The following is a 19833-nucleotide window of genomic DNA, read 5'->3' on the forward strand; positions in this document are numbered from 1 at the left end:
CCGGTGGCCTGGCTGTTTCCATTCGCCGTGCTCGTTGGCACCATCCTGGTGTTGATGGGGCTGGGGCTGCCGGTCGCCTTCGCGTTCTTCGTCACCAATGTGATCGGGCTGTACCTGTTCTTCGGCGGTTCGATCGGCGTGACGCAGATGGTCGCCAACTTCTCCGACGCTGTCTCGACCTACGCGCTTGCCCCGCTGCCGATGTTTCTTGTCATGGGCAGCCTGTTCTTCCGCTCCGGCCTCGGCGAGAAGGTCATCTACGCGCTCGACCTGTGCATCGGCAATCTGCGCGGACGCCTCGCCTATGTCGTCCTCGCCGCCGGCACGATCTTTTCCGCGCTGTCGGGCTCGAGCCTCGCCAATACCGGCATGATGGGCTCGCTGATGGTGCCCGAGATGCTGAAGCGGGGCTACAAGCCGCATATGGCCTACGGCCCGGTGCTTGGCGCCGGAAGCCTTGCCGTCATCATCCCGCCATCCTCGCTGGCCGTCTTGCTCGGCTCGCTTGCCCAGATCGATGTCGGCGCGCTGCTCATAGCGGGGGCTCTGCCCGGGCTGCTGCTCGTTGTCATGTACGCGGCGCTGATCTTCGCCCAGACGAAGATCGACCCGGACGCCGCTCCGCACTATCCGGTGCCCGCCGTTCCCGCGGCCGAGAAGGTGAGGGCGGTCGCCGTCAACATCATTCCGATGAGCGTCATCGTGTTCATGGTGGTCGGCACGATCATCCTTGGGATAGCGACGCCGACGGAATCGGCGGGACTGGGCTGCGCCGCCGTTTTCGCCTTGTTGTTTGTCTACCGACGGTTCAGCTGGTCGGTTGTCTGGAAGTCGCTGGACGATGCGATGAAGGTCACCGGCATGACCTTCCTGATCATCTCGGCTTCGACGACATTCTCGCAGATATTCGCCTTCTCCGGCGCCTCCAACGGCTTTATCCAGTTCATCGTCGGCTACGATCTTGGACCGTATCCCATGCTGCTCATGATGGTGCTCGTCATCCTGCTGCTCGGCATGTTCATGGATCAGGTCTCGATGATGCTGATCACGCTGCCGATCTTCCTGCCGATCGCCCAGCAATTCGGCTACGAGCCCGTATGGTTCGGGCTGATCCTGCTGCTCGCGTACGAGGTCGGCTTCACCACGCCGCCGTTTGGTCTGCTGCTGTTCATCATGATCGGTGTCGCGCCGAAAGGCACATCGCTCAAAACGGTTGCCATGTCAGCGGCGCCTTACATCGCGCTGACGCTTCTGCTGATCCTGCTGATTGTCCTCTTTCCGCAGATCGCTCTCTTTCTTCCGAATTTGATCTAGCCGAACTCGATCCAGAGGGTCTCCACATGCGCTTTGCCTATCTTGCCTTCTTCCATGACGACCGCGAGGCAAATTTGGCCATCGCCGGTGAAGACGTTGACGCTGTGCGGCGCGTGATTGCGTCGACCCCGGGCCTTGCGCTTGCCAACATCTATCTGCCCGAAGTGGCGACGGACATGTTCAACAACGATGGTCCACCGCCGGTCTTTGGCTTCCAGCTCTATTTCGACGAATTGGCGGACATGGAGGCGGCGCTGGCGCCGTCCGGCCATCTGCAGGCACTTGCCGCACCTAGCATGCTGTCGAGCATCGCCGGTTCAAGGCCGACGCAACAGGCAATGTGCGTGCGTCCGTTTCCCGTCGATGACGCTGGCGTCAAGACGTTCGGGCTGCCCTGCAGCTATCTTGTCCACTATCCCGGGCCGGCCGAAGACATGAGTGTCTGGCTCCACCACTATGTGACGCATCATCCGCAATTGATGCGGGGCTTCCCCGGCATTCGCCACATCGAGGTTCTGTCGCGACTGGATTGGTGCGGTTCGCTGCCCTGGCCGCGGATCGACCATATGCAGCGCAATCGCGTGATGTTCGACAGTCCCGCTGCATTGACGCACGCGCTGCAATCGCCGGCGCGGCTGGAGATGCGCGCCGACTACAAGACTTTTCCGCCGTTTTCAGGCGGCAGCCGGCATTTTCCGATGTCGACGGAAGCCGTGCATCCTTCGTCAAGGGCCACATAGGCAAACAGGTTTTGCCGACGCCGAAAATTTCTGGAGATTTCATGTACGACTTTCGCAAGAAATGTATCTCTCTCGATCGCCTCATCGGCACCTTCTGCGCCATCCCGCACCCTGTGGCGGTCGAAGTGGCGGCCGCGAGCGGGGTCGATTTCCTGTGCATCGACTGGGAGCATTCGCAGATCGGCCGCGAACGGCTCGAGGATCTGATCCGCGCCGCCGATGTCCACAAGGTTCCCGCGATGGTGCGCGTTCCCGGCCACACGCCGGAGTGGATCGCGGCCGCGCTCGACGCCGGCGCGTCGGGCGTCCTGGTGCCGCGCGTCTCCACGGCCGAGCAAGCCCGCATGGCGGTCATGGCCTGCCGTTACCCGCCGGTCGGCGCACGCGGTGTCGGCCCAGGCCGCGCCGCCGGTTATGGCTACAGCATTCCGGACTACCTAAAATCGGCCAACGAGGTCCTGACGGTCGCCATCCAGGTCGAGACGGCCGAAGGCCTCGCCAACATCGACGACATCGTCCAGGTCGACGGCGTCGACGTGGTCTTCATTGGCCCCGGCGACCTGTCGGTCTCGATCGACGCCATGGGGCCGGCCGGCCAGGACAAGCTCAATGCCGCGATTATGAGGATCGCGGCCGCGGCGCGCACGGCCCGCAAGGCCGTCGGCATCTTTCGCCCTTCGGCGGATGATGTCGGCAAATGGTCGCGGCACGGCATCAGCTTCCACGTGCTGGCCAGCGACACGATGTTTCTCGGCGCCGGCCTTGCCGCCGGTGTCGCGTCGGCGCGCAGCGCCTCATAGCAAGAGTTTGGCATGAAGATCATCAAGACCGACGGCGTGTTGTCAGTCGAGGAAGAGCAGTTGCGCTACCTCGACGGCTTGGGCGCCGAGTTTGTCGAAAAGACGCTGCTCACGGAAGAAGCCCTGATCGAACACTGCCGCGACGCCGACGCATTGATGGTATTGCGAGAGCCGATTACGGCTCGCGTTTTGGCGGAACTGAAGAGGCTCAAGGTCATCGGACGGTTCGGCGTTGGGCTCGACTCGATCGACGTCGAGGCCGCCAGCCGTGCCGGTGTTCAGGTAACCTACGTGCCGGACGCCAATCTGGTGGAAGTCAGCACCCACGCCATGGCCCTGATCCTGGCCTTGACGCGCAAGCTGAAGCAGTTCGACAGCGCGGTGCGCGCCGGCCGCTGGGCTGCAATGACCGATGGCGCCGGCATCCTACGGCCCGACAGGCAGATCATCGGCCTGATCGGCTTCGGCCAGATCGGGCGCCTGACTGCCGAGCGGGCGCGTGTCTTCGGCTACCACATCATCGCCTACGACCCGTACATGCCGGCCGAGCGCATCACGGCCGGTGGTGCTGAACCGGTCGGCTTCGACGAGTTGCTTGCCAGGGCCGACGTCGTCTCGCTGCACGTTCCCGCGACACCGGAGACCAGAAACATCATGTCGGCGCAAGCCCTGTCGCGGATGAAGGAAGGGGCGATACTCATCAACGTATCCCGCGGCGGCCTCGTCGACGAGGTCGCCTTGGCGGATCTGATCCGGCGTCGCCATCTGGCTGGCGCCGGCATCGACACTTTCGAGCGGGAGCCGCCTTCGCCCGACAATCCGCTGCTGGCGCTGGACACCGTCCTGGTCAGTCCACACGCGGCGCACTACTCGACCCAGTCTTACGCGGAGGTTCGCAACAAGGTGTTTGCCGATGTCGCATCGGTCCTGCGCGGCGGCAAGCCGGTATATCCGGTCAACCGGATATGACCATTCCCGATGTCGGCACCATCCGCTGCCTGTCGACAGTTCCACCTTGACGTTCCGGGGCAGGCGCCCTTGAGCGCGACCTCGGCAAGCGGATAGAGACGGGAACAGGTGAAGAGTGAATTCGCATTTTTTGCCGACAGCGCCACATTTTGTTCTTGCTTTGTGCCGGCAGCTATGCTACTAATTTGCGTATGGTGCTGATTCGCACCGAGGACCCGTCGCAAGGCGGGTTTTTTGTCTTTAGGTTTCAGCGCCATCCGTCGAGGCTCTGCTCGGCTTGTCGCGACGCTCGACGATGTAGATGTGGTCGGCGACCAACACCACGTCGCCATGCTGGTTGATCACCTCGCAGCGCTCGATGACCCGGCCTGAATCGGGTCGCTTCGGATCGTCTTCCCTAGCTGAGATGGTGGTGCGGGTCCGGATCGTATCGCCGATGAACACCGGCTTGATGAAGCGCAGCCTGTCGTAGCCATAGGAGAAGGCAACCGGGTTGACGACGCTTGCCGTCAGTCCGACGCCGACCGAAAAGACCAGCGTGCCGTGGGCGATGCGCTGGCCAAACGGCGTCGTCTTCATGAACTCGGCGTCCATGTGGTGGGGAAAGAAATCGCCGGTATGGCCGGCATGGACGACGAAATCGGTCTCGGTGATGGTGCGCCCGCTGGTCATGCGCGACGACCCGATCTGATAGTCCTCGAAGTAGATCGTCTGCTCCATGTCAGGGCCTCGCCGGTATCGGTGTTGCTGGCGCCGCGCTCGATTGATAGGCGGCTTCGACCAGCGCCATGGTGCTCCAGCCGTCCTCGACGGAACTGACAAGCTCGGCGTCCTCGCCCGACGCGTAGCGCTGGACATTGGCCATGCGGCCGGCAAAGGCGTCCGGAAACCATGAGCCGACGAGTGGAACCGCAATCCAGCCCTTGCCGCCTTTGGGGTAGATTTCGAGAATGTCCGGCTCACCGCGCGGATAGTCGAGGTTGACGCCTAATTTGAGGTAAGCGGCGCCCTCGGTGCCGCAGATGCGGAATTCGCAAGCCTGGTGTTTTCGACCGAATTTGTGATCGTGGTTGATCGACAGCGCACAGCGCACGGTGTCGCCATAGTCGAGGATCGCGCTGGTTCGCGTTTGCGCAACCTTATGGCCGGGGTGGCCGAGTGTCTTGGCGTGAACCCCCTTGGGATCGCCGAGCAATTGCCGGATCAGGTCGAGATAATGGATCGAATGCATGGCGATCTCGACACGCGGCGCCTGCAACAGGAATTCCCAGAGCTGCCAGGGTGTCGCCAGCGCCAGCCATGCGTCGAAATCGACCACTTCGCCCAGCCAGCCCTTGGCGATCGCATCCTTCAGCGCCAGCATCATCGGCGCAAAACGGAGTTGGAAATTCACAGCGGCCCTGAGGTTTTTGGAGCGGCAGATTTCGAGGATCTCGGTCGCCTCGGTGAGGTCGCTGCCCATCGGCTTCTGGATCAGCGCCACCGCACCATCGGGCAGCGCCCTGAGCACGCCGGCGTGATTAGCCGGCGGTGTCGCCAGGTCGAAGACGGCGTCCTTGATTGACGCAGCTTCCTCGAGCGACCGGTAAGCGGTGACGCCCCATTTCTGCGCCAGTTTTTCCGCCTTGGCCAAGTCGGGGTCGAAAAGCCCGACAACCGGGAAACCGGCTTTCCCATAGGCCGGGAAATGCGCATCGCCGACGATCGAGCCGGCGCCGAAAATCAGGATCGGCCTGGGCTTCGAGGGCTGTAGCCAGGCCTGGGAAAACGAGGCAGGATCGAAAATGTCATCAGTCATAGTGGAAGACTTCGTCCATCGACGCCCACCACTCGCCCTCCTTGCGGGTCGGCAGCGGCTCCTGGCATGGCATGCACAGCGCCCACCATTCCTGCGTCGTGGGATCGGCAGCCATCTTGGCCATGTCGGCGGCATAGTCGGTGCCGTGGTACTCGAAGGTGCTGAACAAAAGGTGCTCCGGCTCCCTCAGATAGATCGAATAATTCTTGATGTTGCAGGCGGAAATCATCTTGAGGACGTCCGGCCAGACGGCAGCGTGAAGGCGCACATACTCGGCGACTTTCTCCGGCTTGAGACCGAGCACCATTCCCATTCGCTGCATGTCCGCCTCCTATTTCACTATCGCCATGGTGAATTCCGCTATGCTCTTCGACTTGATCGCATCCCAGTCCCAGTCGATGCCGATGCCGGGCTCGTCCGGCGCCAGCGCTCGCCCGTCCTCGATACGCATTTTCGTGCCGGTCAGCTCGTCGAGTTGGGGAATATACTCGACATATCTGCCGTTCTGAACGGCGCATGTCAGGCTGACATGCAGTTCCATCAGGAAATGCGGGCAGACCGGTATGTCGAACGCCTCGGCTGCATGCGCCACCTTCAGCCACGGCGTGATGCCGCCGATGCGACCGACATCGACCTGCACGATCGAACACGCGCCCTTTTGCATATATTCGCGGAAATGCCGGATCGAATAGAGCGACTCGCCGATGGCGATCGGCGTCGATGTGGCACTCGACAGTCGCACATGGCCGTCAATGTCGTCGGCCGGCAGCGGTTCCTCGATCCACGCGAGGTCGAGTTCACGCAAGCGCTCGGCCCGGCGGATCGCCTCGTCGACAGAAAAGCCCTGGTTGCAGTCGGTCATGATCTCGTAGGAGTCTCCAACCGCCCGGCGCACCGCCGTCAGCCGGGCAAGATCCTCGGAACCGTGCGGCTTGCCGATCTTGACCTTCGAGCCACGAAACCCCTTGGCCTTGGCGGCCAGCGCATCCTCGACCAGTGCCTCGGTTTCGATATGCAGCCAGCCGCCTTCGGTGGTGTAGAGCGGGCAGCGGTCCTTGGCGCCGCCGGCAAGCTTCCACAGCGGCAGGTTTTGCTTCCTCGCCCGCAGATCCCAAAGCGCAGTGTCGATGGCCGCCAGCGCGATTGCCGTGATCGCGCCGATCGTCGTCGCGTGGGTGGCGAACTCCAGCTCGCGCCAGATCGCCTCGATCATGTCGGCGTCGCGGCCGATCAGCCGCGGCGCAAGGTGGTCGGCCAGCAGCCGCATCACCGAGGAGCCGCCGGTGCCGATCGTGTAGCTGTAGCCGGTGCCGACCGCGCCGTCGGCGTCGGTGATGGTGACGATCGGTGTTTCCTGGCTGACAAAACTCTGGATGGCATCGGTGCGCTTGACCTTCGGCACCAAGTCGACCATGCGCAGTTCGACTTTCTCGATCTTTGCCATGATGTTAACCTCGCAATGTTTTGCCCGTTTCGGCAGAAAACAGATGGGCTTGCGACAGGTCCAGGCTCATCCTGACCCGGTCGCCGGCCTTGAGCGGCTTTGGATTGAGCATGCGGGATACCCAGTCGCTGCCGTTGAATTCGGCAAACACCAGCGTCTCGTTGCCAAGCGGTTCGGTGACGGTCACCGGCAGTTCCAACTGATGGACGTCGACATCTTCGCCGGAGCTGATGCCGTGTCCCGTCGGATAGATGTCGTCGGGCCTCAAGCCGAAGACGACCTTGTCGCCGGTACCGACATTTGCCTTGAACTGGCTGGGCAGAGGCAGTCTCTCGCCGCTGGCGAACAGCAGCTGTCCGTCGTCGACGTCAGCCTCGTGCAAATTCATCGGCGGCGAGCCGATGAAGCCGGCGACGAAGCGTGTCTGCGGCCGGCGGAAGACCTCGTCGGGTGTGCCGACCTGCTCGATGAACCCGTCACGCATGATGACGATGCGGTCGGCCAATGTCATCGCTTCGACCTGGTCGTGGGTGACGTAGATCACCGTCGACCGGACCTTGGCATGCAGTTTCTTGATCTCGGTGCGCATCTGCGTCCGAAGCTTGGCGTCGAGATTGGAAAGCGGCTCGTCGAACAGGAAGACGTCGGGATCGCGCACGATGGCGCGACCCATGGCGACGCGCTGGCGCTGTCCGCCCGACAGCTGCGACGGCCGGCGGTCGAGCAACTGGTCGAGGCCGAGAATGCCGGACGCTTCGGCTACGCGACGGTCCATTTCTTCCTTCGCGGCGCCGGCTATCTTTAGCGAGAAGCCGAGGTTTTCGCGCACCGTCATATGCGGATAGAGCGCGTAGGACTGGAACACCATCGAGATGTTGCGCGAGCGCGGCGGCAGGTCGTTGACCATGCGGCCGCCGATCTCGATGATCCCGTCGCTGATCGCCTCGAGGCCGGCGATCATACGCAGGGTTGTCGACTTGCCGCAGCCGGACGGCCCGACCAGCGCGATGAACTCGCGGTCGGCGACCTCGAGGTCGATGCCGTGCACGACCGCCACCGGACCATAGCTCTTGGTGAGTTTCTTGAGCGATACAGTTGCCATGTCAGCCTTTCACCGCGCCGGAAGTGAGGCCGCCGACGAGATGTTTCTGGACGATGAAGGTAAGCGTGAGCGCCGGTATGATCATAACCACGGCCAGCGCGCACATGCCGCGCCAGTCGATGGTGAATTCGGCCGTATAGTCGAGCAGGCCGACCGGCAGGGTCTTGGAGTTGATCGAGCGTGTCAGCTGCGAGGCGAGCGCGAACTCGTTCCAGGAGGTGAGGAAGGCAAAGATGCCGGCCGAGGCGATGCCAGGCCCGGCCAACGGAAACTCGACCTGCCAGAAGGCCTGCCAGCGCGTGCAGCCGTCGATCTGCGCCGCCTCGGCGAGGTCTTTCGGCACCTGGCGGAAAAAGCCGTCGATCAGCCAAACGGTGAACGGCACGTTGAGCGCGACATAGACCAGGATCAGCCCGAAATGCGTGTCGATGATGCCGAGCCGCGCAAAGACGAAGAACAGCGGCAGCGACAGCGCAATGCCAGGCACCGTGCGCGTCAGCATCAGGCCAAGGAACATCGCCGATTTGGCGCGAAAGCGGTAGCGCGCAAAGGCATAGCCGCCGGCCATGCCGATAACGATGGCGATCACCGTCGAGCTCACCGAGATGATCAGCGAATTGCGGAAGTAGTCGAGCACCGGAATGCCGCCCTGGCCGACGCCGCTGAACATGGCTATGTAGGCATCGAGCGAGAGTTGCTGCGGGATCCACACCGGCGGCTTGGCCATGATCTCGACGGTCGGCCGCAGCGACGACAGCACGATCCAGATGCCGGGCAGGCAGATGACCAGCATGGCCAGGAACAGTCCGATGCCGTGAACGATGCCGAGCGCTTTGTTGCCGACGCGATGCAGGCTGTTCTGGTCCATCCTCACCACTCCGCCGCGATCTGCGTGCGCGCCGCGGCGAGCTTGCGGTAGAAATAGACGGTGAACAGGATCGACAGCAGGATGGAGAAATAGGCCATGGCGTTGGCCATTCCCATCCGGGCATCGCCATAGGCAGTGCGGGCGACGAGCGTCCAGACCAGTTCGGTGCGGCCGGCAGGACCGCCGTCGGTCATGATCTTGACGATGTCATAGGCGCGCGCGACGTCGAGCGAGCGGATGGTCATGGCGATGAAGGCAAACGGCATGATGAACGGCCAGGTGACATAGCGGAATGTCTGCCACGGCGTGCAGCCGTCGACGCGGGCCGCCTCGACCGGTTCGCGCGGCATCGCCAGCAGCCCGGCAAGGATCAGGATCGCGAACACCGAGGTCGACGACCAGATCTCGGCGGTCAGGATGGCGATGAAGGCGAGATTGCCGTCGATCAGCCACGGGATGGCGCGGTCGGTCAGGCCGAGCCCCTGCAGGGCGTTGTTCACCAGGCCGATATTGTCGTTGAACATGAATTTGAACTGGAAGCCGACCAGGATCGGCGAAAACATCATCGGAAACATCATGATGGTGCGCAGAACCCGCTGGCCGCGCGATGCCTTTTCCACCAGCAGCGCCAGCCCTAGCCCGATCAGCATTTCCAGGTTGAGCGCCACCGTCAGCAGCACCACGGTGCGGGCAAAGGCGACCCAGAAAGCGCGGCTGGTCAGGATGGCGACGTAGTTGCGCGCGCCGATGAAGACCCAGAACGTCTCCGGCCTGGTCAGCCGGAACGGCGTGAAGCTGGAATAGAGCGACAGCAGCAGCGGCACCACCACCACCGCCGCCAGCACGATCACCGCCGGCAGCAGGAGCAGCAATGGCGGCGAAGGTCTCCAGCCTTTCATGGTGATCCGGTTCTGGTTGGTGCCCGGACGCCGAAGGCCGCCATTGGCGAGCTGGGATCAAGACAAAGCGTGTTGCGCATGGTTCGAAAAAAGTTCGGGGCGCCGCTCTTCAATGAGCGCGGCGCCCCCCTTGGTTGAATGATCAAAGCTTGCCTGCGTCCTCGAGGATCTGGGTGGCCTTGGCGGCAGCGTCGTCCAGCGCCTGCTTGGAGGTCTTGTCGCCAAGGATGGCGGCCTGCAATTCGGGATAGACGGCGTTGGAGATTTCGATCCATTCAGCTGTCTGCGGCACGGCAAAGGCGTGCTTTGCCTCTTCCTGGAAAGCGGCCAGCACTTCCTTCTTATAGGGATCGCTTGCCGCCTGCTGGATGTCCCAGTCCCACACCGCCGTGCGGGTCGGCAGTGGGCCGCTTGCCGCCTCGAGCTTCTGGCTGTCCTCATTGGTCAGGAACCAGACCAGCGACGCCGCAGCCTCCTTGTTGGCGCAGTTTTCGGTGACCGAAAATCCGTGGTGCCCCGACCAGCCGGTGCGAATGCCGGCCGATCCCTTCGGCGCCACCTTCACCCCGACATTGCCGGCGACCTTCGACGACTTCGGATCGTTGAAGAAGCCTGCCCAGCCCGGCCAGTCGAGGTTGATGGCGACGGTGCCTGAGGCAAAGCCCTGGCCGAGATCGTCCCACAGATAGTTGGTGGTGCCGGCCGGCACCGCCTTGGCCTTGTAGAGATTGACGAACCAGTCGAGTGCGTGCACGCCGGCTTCCGAGTTGAAGGCCGGCTTGCCATCCTTGTCGAGGTATTCGCCGCCGTCGGCGATGAGCATCTCGTAAAACCGGCCGTTGATCGCCTCTTCCTTGCCGGCGAACTGGGTGCCGTAGAAATCGGGCGGGCTGGCGAAGAATTCCGCCTGCTGGGCGACCTCGTCCCAGGTGTCGGGCGGTGTCAGCTCCTTGCCGTACTTGGCCTTGTAGGCGGCCTTCTTGGCTTCGTCCTGGTAGAGGCTCTTCTGGTAATAGAGCGCCGACACGTCGAACTGCGCGCGCGGCAGCATCACCAGCTTGCCGTCGAGCGTCGAGGCCTTGATCGTCGACGGCACGAAGGCGTCGATCTCCTCCTTCGGCAGCAGCTTGTTGAGGTCGGTGTAGATATCAGGATACTGCGGCGCGAAGGACGAGTGGTTCGACCCAACGCACCAGTTGATGCTGCCGGAGGCGATGTCCGACTTGATTTCCTTGTCGAGCTCGAAGTGGTTTTTCTTCGAGATCACGTTGACCTTGGCGCCGGTCAGTTTTTCCCATTCGCCGATGCGCGCGTAGAGCCCTTCATATTGCTGGCCGCCGATCAGCTTGGCGTCGATGGTGACGCCGTCGAATTTGCCTGGCAGGTCGGCAGCAAGGGCAGCACTCGCACCAAGTGCGAGCAGCGTTACGCCGGCCGACAGGCCGCAGAACAGTTTCGTCATTGGTATCCTCCCAAGAGCCTGCATCGATCGCGTAGTGAGGTCGATCGGCAGCTTCATTCATATACAAACAAAACATTCATGCGATCGTCAAGCCGAAAGTTCTTTCGGAAGCAATACCGTTATGCGTATATGAAAAATGCAATTCACTGGAGAGGCGGAATGGCAGAGGACGAGGAAGACGACCGCTATCGAGCCCCAGCGCTGGACAAGGGGCTCGACATCCTCGAGCTGCTGGCCGGTGTCGATGGCGGCCTGACGCAGGCGGAAATCGCCAAGAAGCTCGACCGCAGCCCGAACGAGTTCTATCGCATGCTGGACCGGCTGGTGCGGCGCGGCTATGTCACGCGGCCGGATGGTGACCGTTACTCGCTGACGCTCAAGCTGTTTGGTCTGGCGCAGCTGCACGCGCCGGTGCGACGGCTGGTTTCCTATGCGACGCCGCTGATGCGCGAGCTGGCCGAGACCACACAGCAGGCAAATCAGCTGGTCGTCTTCGATCGCGGCTCCGCCGTGGTGATTGCCCAGCAGGAAGCGCCGGATTACTGGGGCATCTCGATCCGCGTCGGTTCGCATATCAGCCTGTTCGACACCGGCTCCGGCCATGTGCTGCTGGCGTTCCGCCCGCCGGAAGAGCGGCAGATGATGATCTCAGAACATCTGCGCAGCACCGACAAGCCGCCGCAATCGCCGGAGTTCTTTGCCCGCCTCGACCAGATCCGGGAACGCGGCTACGAGATGATGGCATCGATGCAGACCGCCGGTGTCTTCAACCTGTCGACACCGGTTCTTGGCTCGGACGGCAGGGCAATCGCTGCGCTGTCGATCCCCTACATAACCCTGGTCAACGCACCCAAGGCGCCCGACATTACGAGGACGATTGAGCTGCTGCTGGCAGCGACCGAAAAGCTGTCCCAACTGGCGGGATCGACCGTCAAGCAATCGCGATGAATTCTTATTTGAATGAAGAATTTCTCCGTGAGATGATCGCGAAGTCGCCAAGGAGGAGCGCGCCACCATGATCTTTGACACTCATCTGCACCTGATCGACCAGTCCGCGCTGCGCTATCCCTGGCTGGCCGGCGTGCCAGCGCTCAACCGCGATTTCTCCTACGACGAATATGCAGTCCAGGCCCGCCGCGCCGGCATCGAGGGCGCATTGCACATGGAGGTCGATGTCGATCCTGCCGACATCGAGGCCGAGACCAGCCATGTGAAAACGCTGTCGCAGCAGAAGGGCAGCCTGCTACGCGGTGCAATCGCCTCCTGCCGTCCGGAAGAGCCGGGCTTTGCCGGCTATCTCGAGCGCCAGCGCGCCGATCCTTTCGTCAAGGGCTTTCGGCGTGTGCTGCACGTCATGCCGGATGAACTGTCGGAAGGCGCGCTGTTTCGTGAAAACGTCAAGCGGCTTGCCGGCACCGGCCTGACCTTCGACCTCGTCGTCCTGCCGCACCAGATCCCCAAGGCGATCGCACTCGCCGACCTCGCGCCGGATGTCCAGTTCGTGCTCGACCATTGCGGCGTGCCCGACATCAAGGGCGGTGCCGAGCACCCCTGGCGCGAGCACATGGCGGAGATCGCGCGGCGCCCGAACGTCGCCGGCAAAATTTCCGGTGTGGTCGCCTATGCGGATGCCGGATCCTGGACTGTCGAAACGCTGCGTTCCTATGTCGAGCACACCATCGAATGCTTCGGCTGGGATCGCGTCGTCTGGGGCAGCGACTGGCCGGTCTGCACGCTCGGCGGCGGGCTTGCGACCTGGGTGGCGGCAACGCACGCGCTGCTTGCCGGCACCAGCGCCGATGAACGGCAAAAGCTGCTCTCCGGCAACGCCAAGCGGCTGTGGAGTTTGTAGAGCATTTTGCAGCCAAGTTGGAATTACTTGGCGTCGCACAAATGCGGCTAAAACGAATAGACGGCCTCAGATGGTCGCCGATACGTGCCGCTCGCGACCGTAGAGCGAAACCAGGAGCACGATGACCAGGCCAAGTGCCGCCCAGGCCCACGGCAGCACCTTCTGCGGTGCGCCGTCATATTGCGCCTTCAGTTCGGTCGGCAATCCAGCAATCACGCCCGAAACGTCTTGAGCGCAGGCTATGGTCGTGAGCGATGCAAGTGCGGTTGCGGCCATAAGGCCGCGGATCAGCCTGTTCATGTTCTCCTCTGTTCGGTTGTTTCAGGCTTCTCCGCCGGCAACGCCGGACACCTGCCTCGAAAGGCACTCCCGAAACAGGCGATTGAGATCGGCAACGACGCGAGCGGCATTGTTCCTTTCGCTCAGGCCAAAATTGATGCGATCTGACGCCGCCTGCTGGAAGGCCATGTAGCCGTCGTGCCGCGGCCTGACCCAGGCACCTTCGAGCGTGGCTCGGGTGTCCTTGTAGAAATTGCCGCTGGCGGCATTGACGGCGGCATCCGCCCAGGCTGCCGCATGGCCGGGCTGGCCGCCGGCCGAGGCATAAGGGCCGCGCTGCACGTCACCGCTGGCGATCCAGTAAGCGAAGTCGATGGCGGCCCGCCTGGCCTTCGAAAAGGCCGACACGGCGATGCCGGTCCCGCCGAGCGCCGAGCCTTTGGGACCGACATTGCCCGCAGCAGGGATATCGGCGAAAACAACGCGGCTGGGCCGGAATCCGGCGATGGCATAGGAGACATAGCCATAGATCAGCGGCGCACAGGCGATCCGCGATCCCGATCCGGCCATTTGCTCAAGAACCGCGATCGGATCCATGCCAAGACAGGCCGGGTCGACGAGCCCCGCGATCTCGCGCATCATCTCGAAAACCTGCTTGCCCGTTGCAGGATCCACATGGTCGCCCGGGCCTTCACCGGCGGGCCGGCCGAGATTGCCGGCGAGCGTGTAGAACACCATCAGCGAATGCGGCGGCCTGAGCGGCAACAATACGCGGCCCTGCCGCGCCAGATCGAGCGCATCGGCCCAGCTCGCCGGTGCAGCCGAGAGCATGTCGGGGCGCCATGCCTGCACCTGGCTGGCCGCGTCGATCGGAAACGCCCACTGCCGGCCCTGCCAGTTGTAGCTGGCATAGGACCGGCCCACGCTGCCCGCCGTAAGTGCTTTACGTTCGGCTTCCCGGCCGGCGACATCGAGCGGCGTCAGGCAGTTCTCGGCGGTGATCTGGCCGACATGCGGATGGTCGATGACGATCAGATCATAGGCGCGGGCCAGTTCCTCGACCGGGAAGGATTCGAAATCCTGCAGCGAGCGCTTGTCCCATTCGATAGTGACGCCGGTCCGTTCCTTCCACAGCGCCGAACAGGCGACCATCGGGTCATAGCCGCGCGGATGGCTCCAGGTCATGCCTTTGAGCATGACGTCGCTCACAGCCCGAACTCCGCGCGGATTTTTGCGCTGTGCTCGCCGATGCGTGGCGCGGCCCGCTCGACCTTGGCGCGGATGCCGTCGACCCTGAGCGGCGAGCGCGTGGTAAGGATCGAAACGTCATCCTCGCGCGTCACCGTCTGCAACATGTCGAGAACCTGGAAGCCTTCGCTGGCCATCATTTCCGGCCAGGTCAAAACCTTGGCGCACCAGATGTCGGCAGGCTCGAGGATAGCAAGCCACTCGTCGACCGTTTTCGTCGCGATTTTTTGCGCGATGATCGCCTTGATCTCGTCGCGGGCAGTGAACCAGGTCGACGGCTGATCGCGGTAGGGCGCAAGTTCCTCGAGCCCGAGGAGATCGGCGAGTTTCGAGATCGGCGTCATGGCGATCGCCAGATAGCCGTCCTTGGCCGGATAGACGCCGTAGGGCGCCGACAGATAGGCGTGCGCGCTGCGGAAGCTCGACCGCCGCGGCAGCCGGCGCCCATCATTGAGATGCGTGGTCAGCACCTCGAACTGGAAGTCGACCAGCGCTTCGAGCAGGCTGGTCTCGACATGGCTGCCCTTGCCGGTCACACCACGCCGCACCAGTGCGGCGAGGACGCCTTGCGCGGCGGCCGAACCCGCCAGCATGTCGGCGATCGCCAGGCCGAAGGGCACCGGCCCCTGGTCCTCGTCGCCGTTCAGCCACATAACGCCGGAGCGGGCCTGCGCCAGAAGATCCTGCCCGGGCCGCTTCACCCATGGGCCTTCCTCGCCGTAGCCGCTGATCGAGGCGTAGACCAGGCGCGGATTGATCTTGCGCACCGCGTCATAATCGAAGCCCAGTCGTTCGATGACGCCGGGTCTGAAGTTCTGGATCAGCACGTCAGCCCTGGCCAGCAGGCCGCGCAGTGCCGCAAGGTCGGCCTCGTCCTTCAAGTCGATGGCAAAGCTTTCCTTGGCGCGGTTGATCGCGTGGAAGATAGTGGAATCGCCGCCGATCTCGGTGTCGCTGAGATAGAGACGGCGCGACAGGTCGCCGCCATCCGGCCGTTCGATCTTGATGACGCGAGCGCCGAGGTCGAGCAGTCTGAGCGAGCAGTAGGGGCCGGACAAGAACTGGCTCATATCCACAACGATGAGCCCGGTCAGCGGCAGTTCGGCAATGGCAGCCATTGCCTATTTCTCCGTCTTGCCGGCGAAATCGGCCGGATTGCGGTACTTCACCGTCTGCAGGTGCTCGCAATAAAGCACAAGCTCTCCTTCACCTTTGAAGACTTCATAGCTGGCGCGGATCAGCCCCATCTCCTTGTATTTGGGTTTCTTGTCGAGATTGGAGCGGATCGAATAGATCGTGTCGCCGATGAACACCGGCTTGATGAAGCGCAATTTGTCGTAGCCATAGGAAAAAGCGTTGATGCAGTTGGTGGCAACGAGGCCGAGCCCGGCCGAGAACACGAAGGCGCCGGCGACCAGGCGCTTGCCGAAGATGCCTTCTGTTTCGGCGAACATCTGGTCCTGCACGTATGGATGGATGTCGAGCACGAGCGTGTTGAAGAGATGGCTGTCGCCCTCGGCAATGGTCCGTCGCAGCGAGCGGATCTTCTGGCCGACCGGCCAGTCTTCGTAGAACCAGTTCTCCGCGTTCCAGACGGGAAGGTCGGCGTGATCCCTAGGCATGTTGGCGGGGTGTGTAGATGCCACGCCCACGGTTGGCGCGAAGCCGCTCATGACGACTTCCTCTGGGAGCGGGAATCGTCCATCAGGGCGCGCCGCAGACCAGCGAAATGCATGATCGATCCTCCCGTCAATCTTCTTTTGTGAATAGTATTTTCACATATGGGGTTGTGTTGCAAGCGAGTCTCGGCGAAATTTTGGCGGCTCCGTCGCGGCCCATGCCGGCGGAACATGGGAGGAAGTGATGCAGAATGCCTGTCTGGTTTTCGTCGGCAGCCTCAATCGCGACGCCCCATATTTTCAGGGCGCGCGCGGCGTCGGGCTGGGCGTCTACAGTTTCGACGAGGGGACACTGGAGACAAAGAAACTGGCCGAGACGGAAGACATCGACAATCCGACCTTCCTGTCGGTGACGCCGGACGGCTCCCACGTCTACGCCAATTCCGAAGTGTTCACCTGGCGCGAAGGTGTTGTCTCGGCCTACCGTTTCGACAGGCAGACCGCCACGCTGTCCTACATCAACAAGCAGCCGACGCTGGGCAGCATCACGGCGCATAACACCCTCACGCGCGACGGGACCAAGCTGCTGGTCGCCAATTACGGCATGGGCGAGGGCGGCCCCGATCGCTCGGTCGTGGTCTTGGGGCTGCGCGAGGATGGCGGCCTGACCGCACCGTTGTCGAGCGTCGCCCATAGCGGGACCGGACCAGACCCCGCACGCCAGGAGCGGCCGCACGCCCATAGCGTAACCGAGACGGTTGCCGGCGGCATGGCGATCGTCGCCGACCTCGGCATCGACCAGCTGGTGTCCTATCGCATCGGCTCAGACGGCAGTCTGACGAAGCTCGCCGAATCGGCGCTTGCGTCGGGGGCTGGTCCGCGCCATCTCGCGCTGCATCCGGACGGGCGCTTCGTGTTCGTCATGAACGAGCTGGACTCGACGGTCGTCTCGCTAGCGCTGGAAGACGGATCAGGCAAGCTTGCGGTGATCGGCAGTAAGCCGGCGGTGCCGCCCGAGGCACGCGACGGCAATCACTGCGCCGACATCCAGATCTCGCCCGACGGCCGCTTCCTCTATGGCTCCAACCGCGGCCATAATAGCATCGCGGTGTTTTCGGTCGACCAGCAAAACGGCAGGCTTACCCTTGTGGGCTATACGCCTTGCGGGGGCGCCACGCCGCGCAATCTGGCCCTGACGCCTTCGGGCGGCCATCTGTTCTCGGCCAACCAGAATGCCGACCGCATCTCGATTTTCGCCCGTGATGCCGCAACCGGCCGGCTGACCGATACCGGCCGATCCATCGGCATCGGCACGCCGATGTGCGTGAGAATCGTGCATTGAAGTGACCTCAGAACTCGAGCGCCTGCCTGAGTGCCGGGCCGCTCCTGACGCGCAAATCGAGGTCGGCCTCGATATGGTCGATGTGGTGCAGCATCAGGGCGCTGCCGCGTTCGGCATTGCCATTTTCCAGCGCTTCGAGGATCTGCGTGTGTTCGTTGTGGCCGCAGCTCGAGATACCCGAGCGGCCATAGAGTGCGATCACCAGCGATGAACGAGCGACCAATTCCTCCATGAAGCGCTGCAGGATGACGTTTCCCGCGACCGACGCCAGAAGCAGGTGAAAATCCCCCGACGCCTTGATCTCCGATCGCCTTGCGTTCGGTCCGCGTTCGGCGATGAAACGGCCTTCTTCGTCGAGCTGGGCCTTGAACGCGGCGACATGCGCCGGCGTCATCCGCCCGGCTGCGGCAGTCGCGATGCCGGGTTCGATGAGCCGGCGCGAAGCAAAGACTTGCCGCGCTTCCTCCGGCGACGGATTGGCGACGAAGGCGCCGCGATTGCGCTCGGTGCGCACCAATCCCTCGAAGGAAAGCATCTGCAGTGCGGCGCGCGCCACGGTGCGGCTGACATCGAACAGCGTGCCGACTTCGCCTTCGGAAAGCTTGGTTCCTGGCGCCAGCCGGCGATCGACGATCGCGTCGCGCAACTGGTCGCGGATCGCCTGCGCGCGATCCTCGTTGGCGGCCTCGATAGCAGGGGTAGTCTGGTCGGCAATGTTCATGGCAGTGGTCCTGCCTTCTTCTATCCTGAATCGCATCGCTTGGACGAGAGACAAAGTGAATACAGGAACGAAAAAGATTGCATACGATTTTTGCGAGGATCGGCGGCAATCGCCTATAATTTGTGCATTGCACAAGGATGCCGTATCGGCAGCCATATTGAGGCGGCCCTGATTTCTTCGAGGATTCAGTCGGTTGGTGCGGCGGTGCGCAACTGGCACGCATGATGCTTTGGCTAATCCGACCAAAGGGGAAGCTGGATGTCCAAAGCCGCCGAAATCGACATTGTGTCCGTTTCGAAAGTCTATGGCGCGACGACTGCCGTCGAAGGCATCAGCCTGAAAATCCCTGCGGGAACCTATTGCTGCCTGCTCGGTCCGTCCGGCTGTGGCAAGACCTCGACGCTGCGCATGATCGCCGGGCACGAGAGCATATCGAGCGGCGACGTGCGTCTCGGCAACACAGTGGTTACCGACCTGCCGCCGGCCAGGCGCGGCACCGCCATGATGTTCCAGTCCTACGCGCTGTTTCCGCATCTCGACCTGATCGACAATGTCGCCTTCAGCCTGAAGATGAAGGGCGTCGGCAAGGAAGAGCGCCGCGCCAAGGCACTCGACATGCTGAAGCTGATGCAGATGGAGGCCTATGCCAGCCGTCGTCCGGCGCAGCTTTCCGGCGGGCAGCAGCAGCGCGTTGCTCTCGCCCGCGCATTGATCACCGATCCCGAGGCGCTGTTGCTCGACGAACCGCTTTCGGCGCTCGATCCGTTCCTGAAGATACGCATGCGGGCCGAACTGAAGAAGCTGCAGACATCGCTCGGCATCACTTTCGTCCACGTCACCCACAGTCAGGAAGAGGCGATGGCGCTGGCCGACCTGATCGTGGTGATGAACGACGGCCGAATCGAGCAGGCGGCGCACCCGCGCACGGTGTTCGAGCGGCCGGCCACCGCCTTCGTCGCTCGTTTCATGGGCGACCACAATGTCATCTCCGGCCGCGTCACCGGTAATCGCGACGGCATGGTCGTTTTCGACGTGCCCGGCGGCGTCGCGCTCGCCGCCAGCGGGCAGGGCAGGGAGACCGGGGAGCCCATCGACATCGCCATTCGCACCGACCACGTGCGCATCGGCGAGCCGCCGGCAGCCGGGTTCGGTTTCACCGGCATCATTGCAAACGTCGAGTATCGCGGTTCGACCGTGAAGCTCTTGGTCAATGGCGCCGGCATCGAGGATTTCACGGTGATCGTCGACGACACCAGCTTCTTCGCCAGGCCGGTTGCCGTCGGCGACGCCGTGCCGATCGCCTGGGACGCCGAGGACGCGATCGTCCTTGGCCGTCTCGATTCCTGAAACCCAGCATAACCAACCAAAACCATAAC

The 19833-nt window shown here is 62.9% G+C and carries 21 protein-coding genes; 8 read left to right on the plus strand and 13 right to left on the minus strand.

The genetic code is table 11. The features are described from left to right. Positions 1 to 3 precede the first annotated feature (3 nt). The 4 genes from NKH83_RS11960 to NKH83_RS11975 are packed head-to-tail and all read left to right on the plus strand — an operon-like array spanning position 4 to position 3823. Positions 4 to 1314, plus strand: a complete 1311-nt coding sequence (locus NKH83_RS11960; protein WP_254818782.1) for a TRAP transporter large permease — start codon at positions 4 to 6, stop codon at positions 1312 to 1314. Between the two features lie 26 nt (positions 1315 to 1340). Then, positions 1341 to 2054: a hypothetical protein gene (locus tag NKH83_RS11965; protein WP_352804468.1), complete on the plus strand. Its 714-nt coding sequence runs from the start codon at positions 1341 to 1343 to the stop codon at positions 2052 to 2054. A gap of 41 nt (positions 2055 to 2095) precedes the next feature. Then, a complete protein-coding gene (locus tag NKH83_RS11970; RefSeq protein WP_352804470.1) occupies positions 2096 to 2854 on the plus strand; it encodes an HpcH/HpaI aldolase family protein in 759 nt (252 codons plus the stop codon). 12 nt (positions 2855 to 2866) lie between these two features. Beyond that, positions 2867 to 3823 carry a C-terminal binding protein gene (locus NKH83_RS11975; protein ID WP_352804473.1) on the plus strand — a complete coding sequence of 319 codons (957 nt, stop codon included), beginning with the start codon at positions 2867 to 2869 and terminating at the stop codon, positions 3821 to 3823. 240 nt (positions 3824 to 4063) lie between these two features. Here NKH83_RS11975 and NKH83_RS11980 read toward each other — a convergent pair whose 3' ends face one another. The 8 genes from NKH83_RS11980 to NKH83_RS12015 all read right to left on the minus strand — a co-directional run bounded on the left by NKH83_RS11980 (position 4064) and on the right by NKH83_RS12015 (position 11396). After that, positions 4064 to 4543, minus strand: coding sequence for a MaoC/PaaZ C-terminal domain-containing protein (locus NKH83_RS11980; RefSeq protein WP_352476485.1), 480 nt, complete (start codon positions 4541 to 4543; stop codon positions 4064 to 4066). Between the two features lies 1 nt (position 4544). After that, positions 4545 to 5621 (minus strand): Gfo/Idh/MocA family protein, encoded by a 1077-nt coding sequence (locus NKH83_RS11985; RefSeq protein WP_352804476.1) that lies wholly within the window; start codon positions 5619 to 5621, stop codon positions 4545 to 4547. Further along, a complete protein-coding gene (locus tag NKH83_RS11990) occupies positions 5614 to 5943 on the minus strand; it encodes an L-rhamnose mutarotase (protein WP_023676093.1) in 330 nt (109 codons plus the stop codon). The genes NKH83_RS11985 and NKH83_RS11990 overlap by 8 nt, the downstream gene beginning before the upstream one ends. Positions 5944 to 5952: 9 nt before the next feature. Next, positions 5953 to 7065: a mandelate racemase/muconate lactonizing enzyme family protein gene (locus tag NKH83_RS11995; RefSeq protein WP_352804479.1), complete on the minus strand. Its 1113-nt coding sequence runs from the start codon at positions 7063 to 7065 to the stop codon at positions 5953 to 5955. Between the two features lie 4 nt (positions 7066 to 7069). Further along, positions 7070 to 8167 (minus strand): ABC transporter ATP-binding protein, encoded by a 1098-nt coding sequence (locus tag NKH83_RS12000; RefSeq protein WP_352804482.1) that lies wholly within the window; start codon positions 8165 to 8167, stop codon positions 7070 to 7072. Position 8168: 1 nt separating this feature from the next. Next, positions 8169 to 9035, minus strand: a complete 867-nt coding sequence (locus NKH83_RS12005; protein ID WP_352804485.1) for a carbohydrate ABC transporter permease — start codon at positions 9033 to 9035, stop codon at positions 8169 to 8171. 2 nt (positions 9036 to 9037) lie between these two features. After that, positions 9038 to 9934, minus strand: coding sequence for a carbohydrate ABC transporter permease (locus tag NKH83_RS12010; protein ID WP_352476490.1), 897 nt, complete (start codon positions 9932 to 9934; stop codon positions 9038 to 9040). 142 nt (positions 9935 to 10076) lie between these two features. After that, entirely contained in the window at positions 10077 to 11396 is a 1320-nt protein-coding gene (locus NKH83_RS12015) for an ABC transporter substrate-binding protein (RefSeq protein ID WP_352804489.1), read from the minus strand. A gap of 159 nt (positions 11397 to 11555) precedes the next feature. On the opposite strand from NKH83_RS12015, the gene NKH83_RS12020 reads away from it, so the two are divergent. Together NKH83_RS12020 and NKH83_RS12025 are read left to right on the plus strand one after the other, a co-directional pair. After that, the gene (locus NKH83_RS12020) at positions 11556 to 12344 is read left to right on the plus strand and encodes an IclR family transcriptional regulator (RefSeq protein WP_352451570.1); all 789 of its coding nucleotides are present in this window, start codon (positions 11556 to 11558) and stop codon (positions 12342 to 12344) included. Between the two features lie 67 nt (positions 12345 to 12411). Beyond that, positions 12412 to 13248 (plus strand): amidohydrolase family protein, encoded by an 837-nt coding sequence (locus tag NKH83_RS12025; protein WP_352804491.1) that lies wholly within the window; start codon positions 12412 to 12414, stop codon positions 13246 to 13248. Positions 13249 to 13314: 66 nt separating this feature from the next. Here the strand turns inward: NKH83_RS12025 and NKH83_RS12030 are convergent, their stop codons facing one another. From NKH83_RS12030 to NKH83_RS12045, 4 genes are read right to left on the minus strand one after another with little or no spacing between them, the layout of a single operon-like run. Then, the gene (locus NKH83_RS12030; RefSeq protein ID WP_352804494.1) at positions 13315 to 13548 is read right to left on the minus strand and encodes a hypothetical protein; all 234 of its coding nucleotides are present in this window, start codon (positions 13546 to 13548) and stop codon (positions 13315 to 13317) included. Positions 13549 to 13569: 21 nt separating this feature from the next. After that, on the minus strand, positions 13570 to 14712 hold the full coding sequence (locus tag NKH83_RS12035) for an ABC transporter substrate-binding protein (RefSeq protein WP_352804747.1): 1143 nt from the start codon (positions 14710 to 14712) through the stop codon (positions 13570 to 13572). Between the two features lie 20 nt (positions 14713 to 14732). Further along, on the minus strand, positions 14733 to 15893 hold the full coding sequence (locus NKH83_RS12040) for a CaiB/BaiF CoA transferase family protein (RefSeq protein WP_352804496.1): 1161 nt from the start codon (positions 15891 to 15893) through the stop codon (positions 14733 to 14735). A 3-nt stretch (positions 15894 to 15896) separates the two neighbouring features. After that, a complete protein-coding gene (locus NKH83_RS12045) occupies positions 15897 to 16448 on the minus strand; it encodes a MaoC family dehydratase (protein ID WP_352660477.1) in 552 nt (183 codons plus the stop codon). 190 nt (positions 16449 to 16638) lie between these two features. On the opposite strand from NKH83_RS12045, the gene NKH83_RS12050 reads away from it, so the two are divergent. Beyond that, positions 16639 to 17736, plus strand: coding sequence for a lactonase family protein (locus NKH83_RS12050; protein WP_352804499.1), 1098 nt, complete (start codon positions 16639 to 16641; stop codon positions 17734 to 17736). A 7-nt stretch (positions 17737 to 17743) separates the two neighbouring features. Here the strand turns inward: NKH83_RS12050 and NKH83_RS12055 are convergent, their stop codons facing one another. Further along, on the minus strand, positions 17744 to 18457 hold the full coding sequence (locus NKH83_RS12055; protein ID WP_352804502.1) for a GntR family transcriptional regulator: 714 nt from the start codon (positions 18455 to 18457) through the stop codon (positions 17744 to 17746). A 258-nt stretch (positions 18458 to 18715) separates the two neighbouring features. Between NKH83_RS12055 and NKH83_RS12060 the strand changes: the two genes are divergently transcribed. Then, on the plus strand, positions 18716 to 19804 hold the full coding sequence (locus tag NKH83_RS12060) for an ABC transporter ATP-binding protein (protein ID WP_352804505.1): 1089 nt from the start codon (positions 18716 to 18718) through the stop codon (positions 19802 to 19804). The last annotated feature ends 29 nt before the right edge of the window (positions 19805 to 19833 follow it).

The organism is Mesorhizobium sp. M0909 (assembly GCF_040319515.1).
Taxonomy (GTDB): domain Bacteria; phylum Pseudomonadota; class Alphaproteobacteria; order Rhizobiales; family Rhizobiaceae; genus Mesorhizobium.

Bases quoted from the DNA above. Each gene is read 5' to 3' on its own strand.
- NKH83_RS11965 (WP_352804468.1), top strand. From the start codon at position 1,341: ATGCGCTTTGCCTATCTTGCCTTCTTCCATGACGACCGCGAGGCAAAT.
- NKH83_RS11970 (WP_352804470.1), top strand. From the start codon at position 2,096: ATGTACGACTTTCGCAAGAAATGTATCTCTCTCGATCGCCTCATCGGC.
- NKH83_RS11975 (WP_352804473.1), top strand. From the start codon at position 2,867: ATGAAGATCATCAAGACCGACGGCGTGTTGTCAGTCGAGGAAGAGCAG.
- NKH83_RS11980 (WP_352476485.1), bottom strand. From the start codon at position 4,543: ATGGAGCAGACGATCTACTTCGAGGACTATCAGATCGGGTCGTCGCGC.
- NKH83_RS11985 (WP_352804476.1), bottom strand. From the start codon at position 5,621: ATGACTGATGACATTTTCGATCCTGCCTCGTTTTCCCAGGCCTGGCTA.
- NKH83_RS11990 (WP_023676093.1), bottom strand. From the start codon at position 5,943: ATGCAGCGAATGGGAATGGTGCTCGGTCTCAAGCCGGAGAAAGTCGCC.
- NKH83_RS11995 (WP_352804479.1), bottom strand. From the start codon at position 7,065: ATGGCAAAGATCGAGAAAGTCGAACTGCGCATGGTCGACTTGGTGCCG.
- NKH83_RS12000 (WP_352804482.1), bottom strand. From the start codon at position 8,167: ATGGCAACTGTATCGCTCAAGAAACTCACCAAGAGCTATGGTCCGGTG.
- NKH83_RS12005 (WP_352804485.1), bottom strand. From the start codon at position 9,035: ATGGACCAGAACAGCCTGCATCGCGTCGGCAACAAAGCGCTCGGCATC.
- NKH83_RS12010 (WP_352476490.1), bottom strand. From the start codon at position 9,934: ATGAAAGGCTGGAGACCTTCGCCGCCATTGCTGCTCCTGCTGCCGGCG.
- NKH83_RS12015 (WP_352804489.1), bottom strand. From the start codon at position 11,396: ATGACGAAACTGTTCTGCGGCCTGTCGGCCGGCGTAACGCTGCTCGCA.
- NKH83_RS12020 (WP_352451570.1), top strand. From the start codon at position 11,556: ATGGCAGAGGACGAGGAAGACGACCGCTATCGAGCCCCAGCGCTGGAC.
- NKH83_RS12025 (WP_352804491.1), top strand. From the start codon at position 12,412: ATGATCTTTGACACTCATCTGCACCTGATCGACCAGTCCGCGCTGCGC.
- NKH83_RS12030 (WP_352804494.1), bottom strand. From the start codon at position 13,548: ATGAACAGGCTGATCCGCGGCCTTATGGCCGCAACCGCACTTGCATCG.
- NKH83_RS12035 (WP_352804747.1), bottom strand. From the start codon at position 14,712: ATGACCTGGAGCCATCCGCGCGGCTATGACCCGATGGTCGCCTGTTCG.
- NKH83_RS12040 (WP_352804496.1), bottom strand. From the start codon at position 15,893: ATGGCTGCCATTGCCGAACTGCCGCTGACCGGGCTCATCGTTGTGGAT.
- NKH83_RS12045 (WP_352660477.1), bottom strand. From the start codon at position 16,448: ATGAGCGGCTTCGCGCCAACCGTGGGCGTGGCATCTACACACCCCGCC.
- NKH83_RS12050 (WP_352804499.1), top strand. From the start codon at position 16,639: ATGCAGAATGCCTGTCTGGTTTTCGTCGGCAGCCTCAATCGCGACGCC.
- NKH83_RS12055 (WP_352804502.1), bottom strand. From the start codon at position 18,457: ATGAACATTGCCGACCAGACTACCCCTGCTATCGAGGCCGCCAACGAG.
- NKH83_RS12060 (WP_352804505.1), top strand. From the start codon at position 18,716: ATGTCCAAAGCCGCCGAAATCGACATTGTGTCCGTTTCGAAAGTCTAT.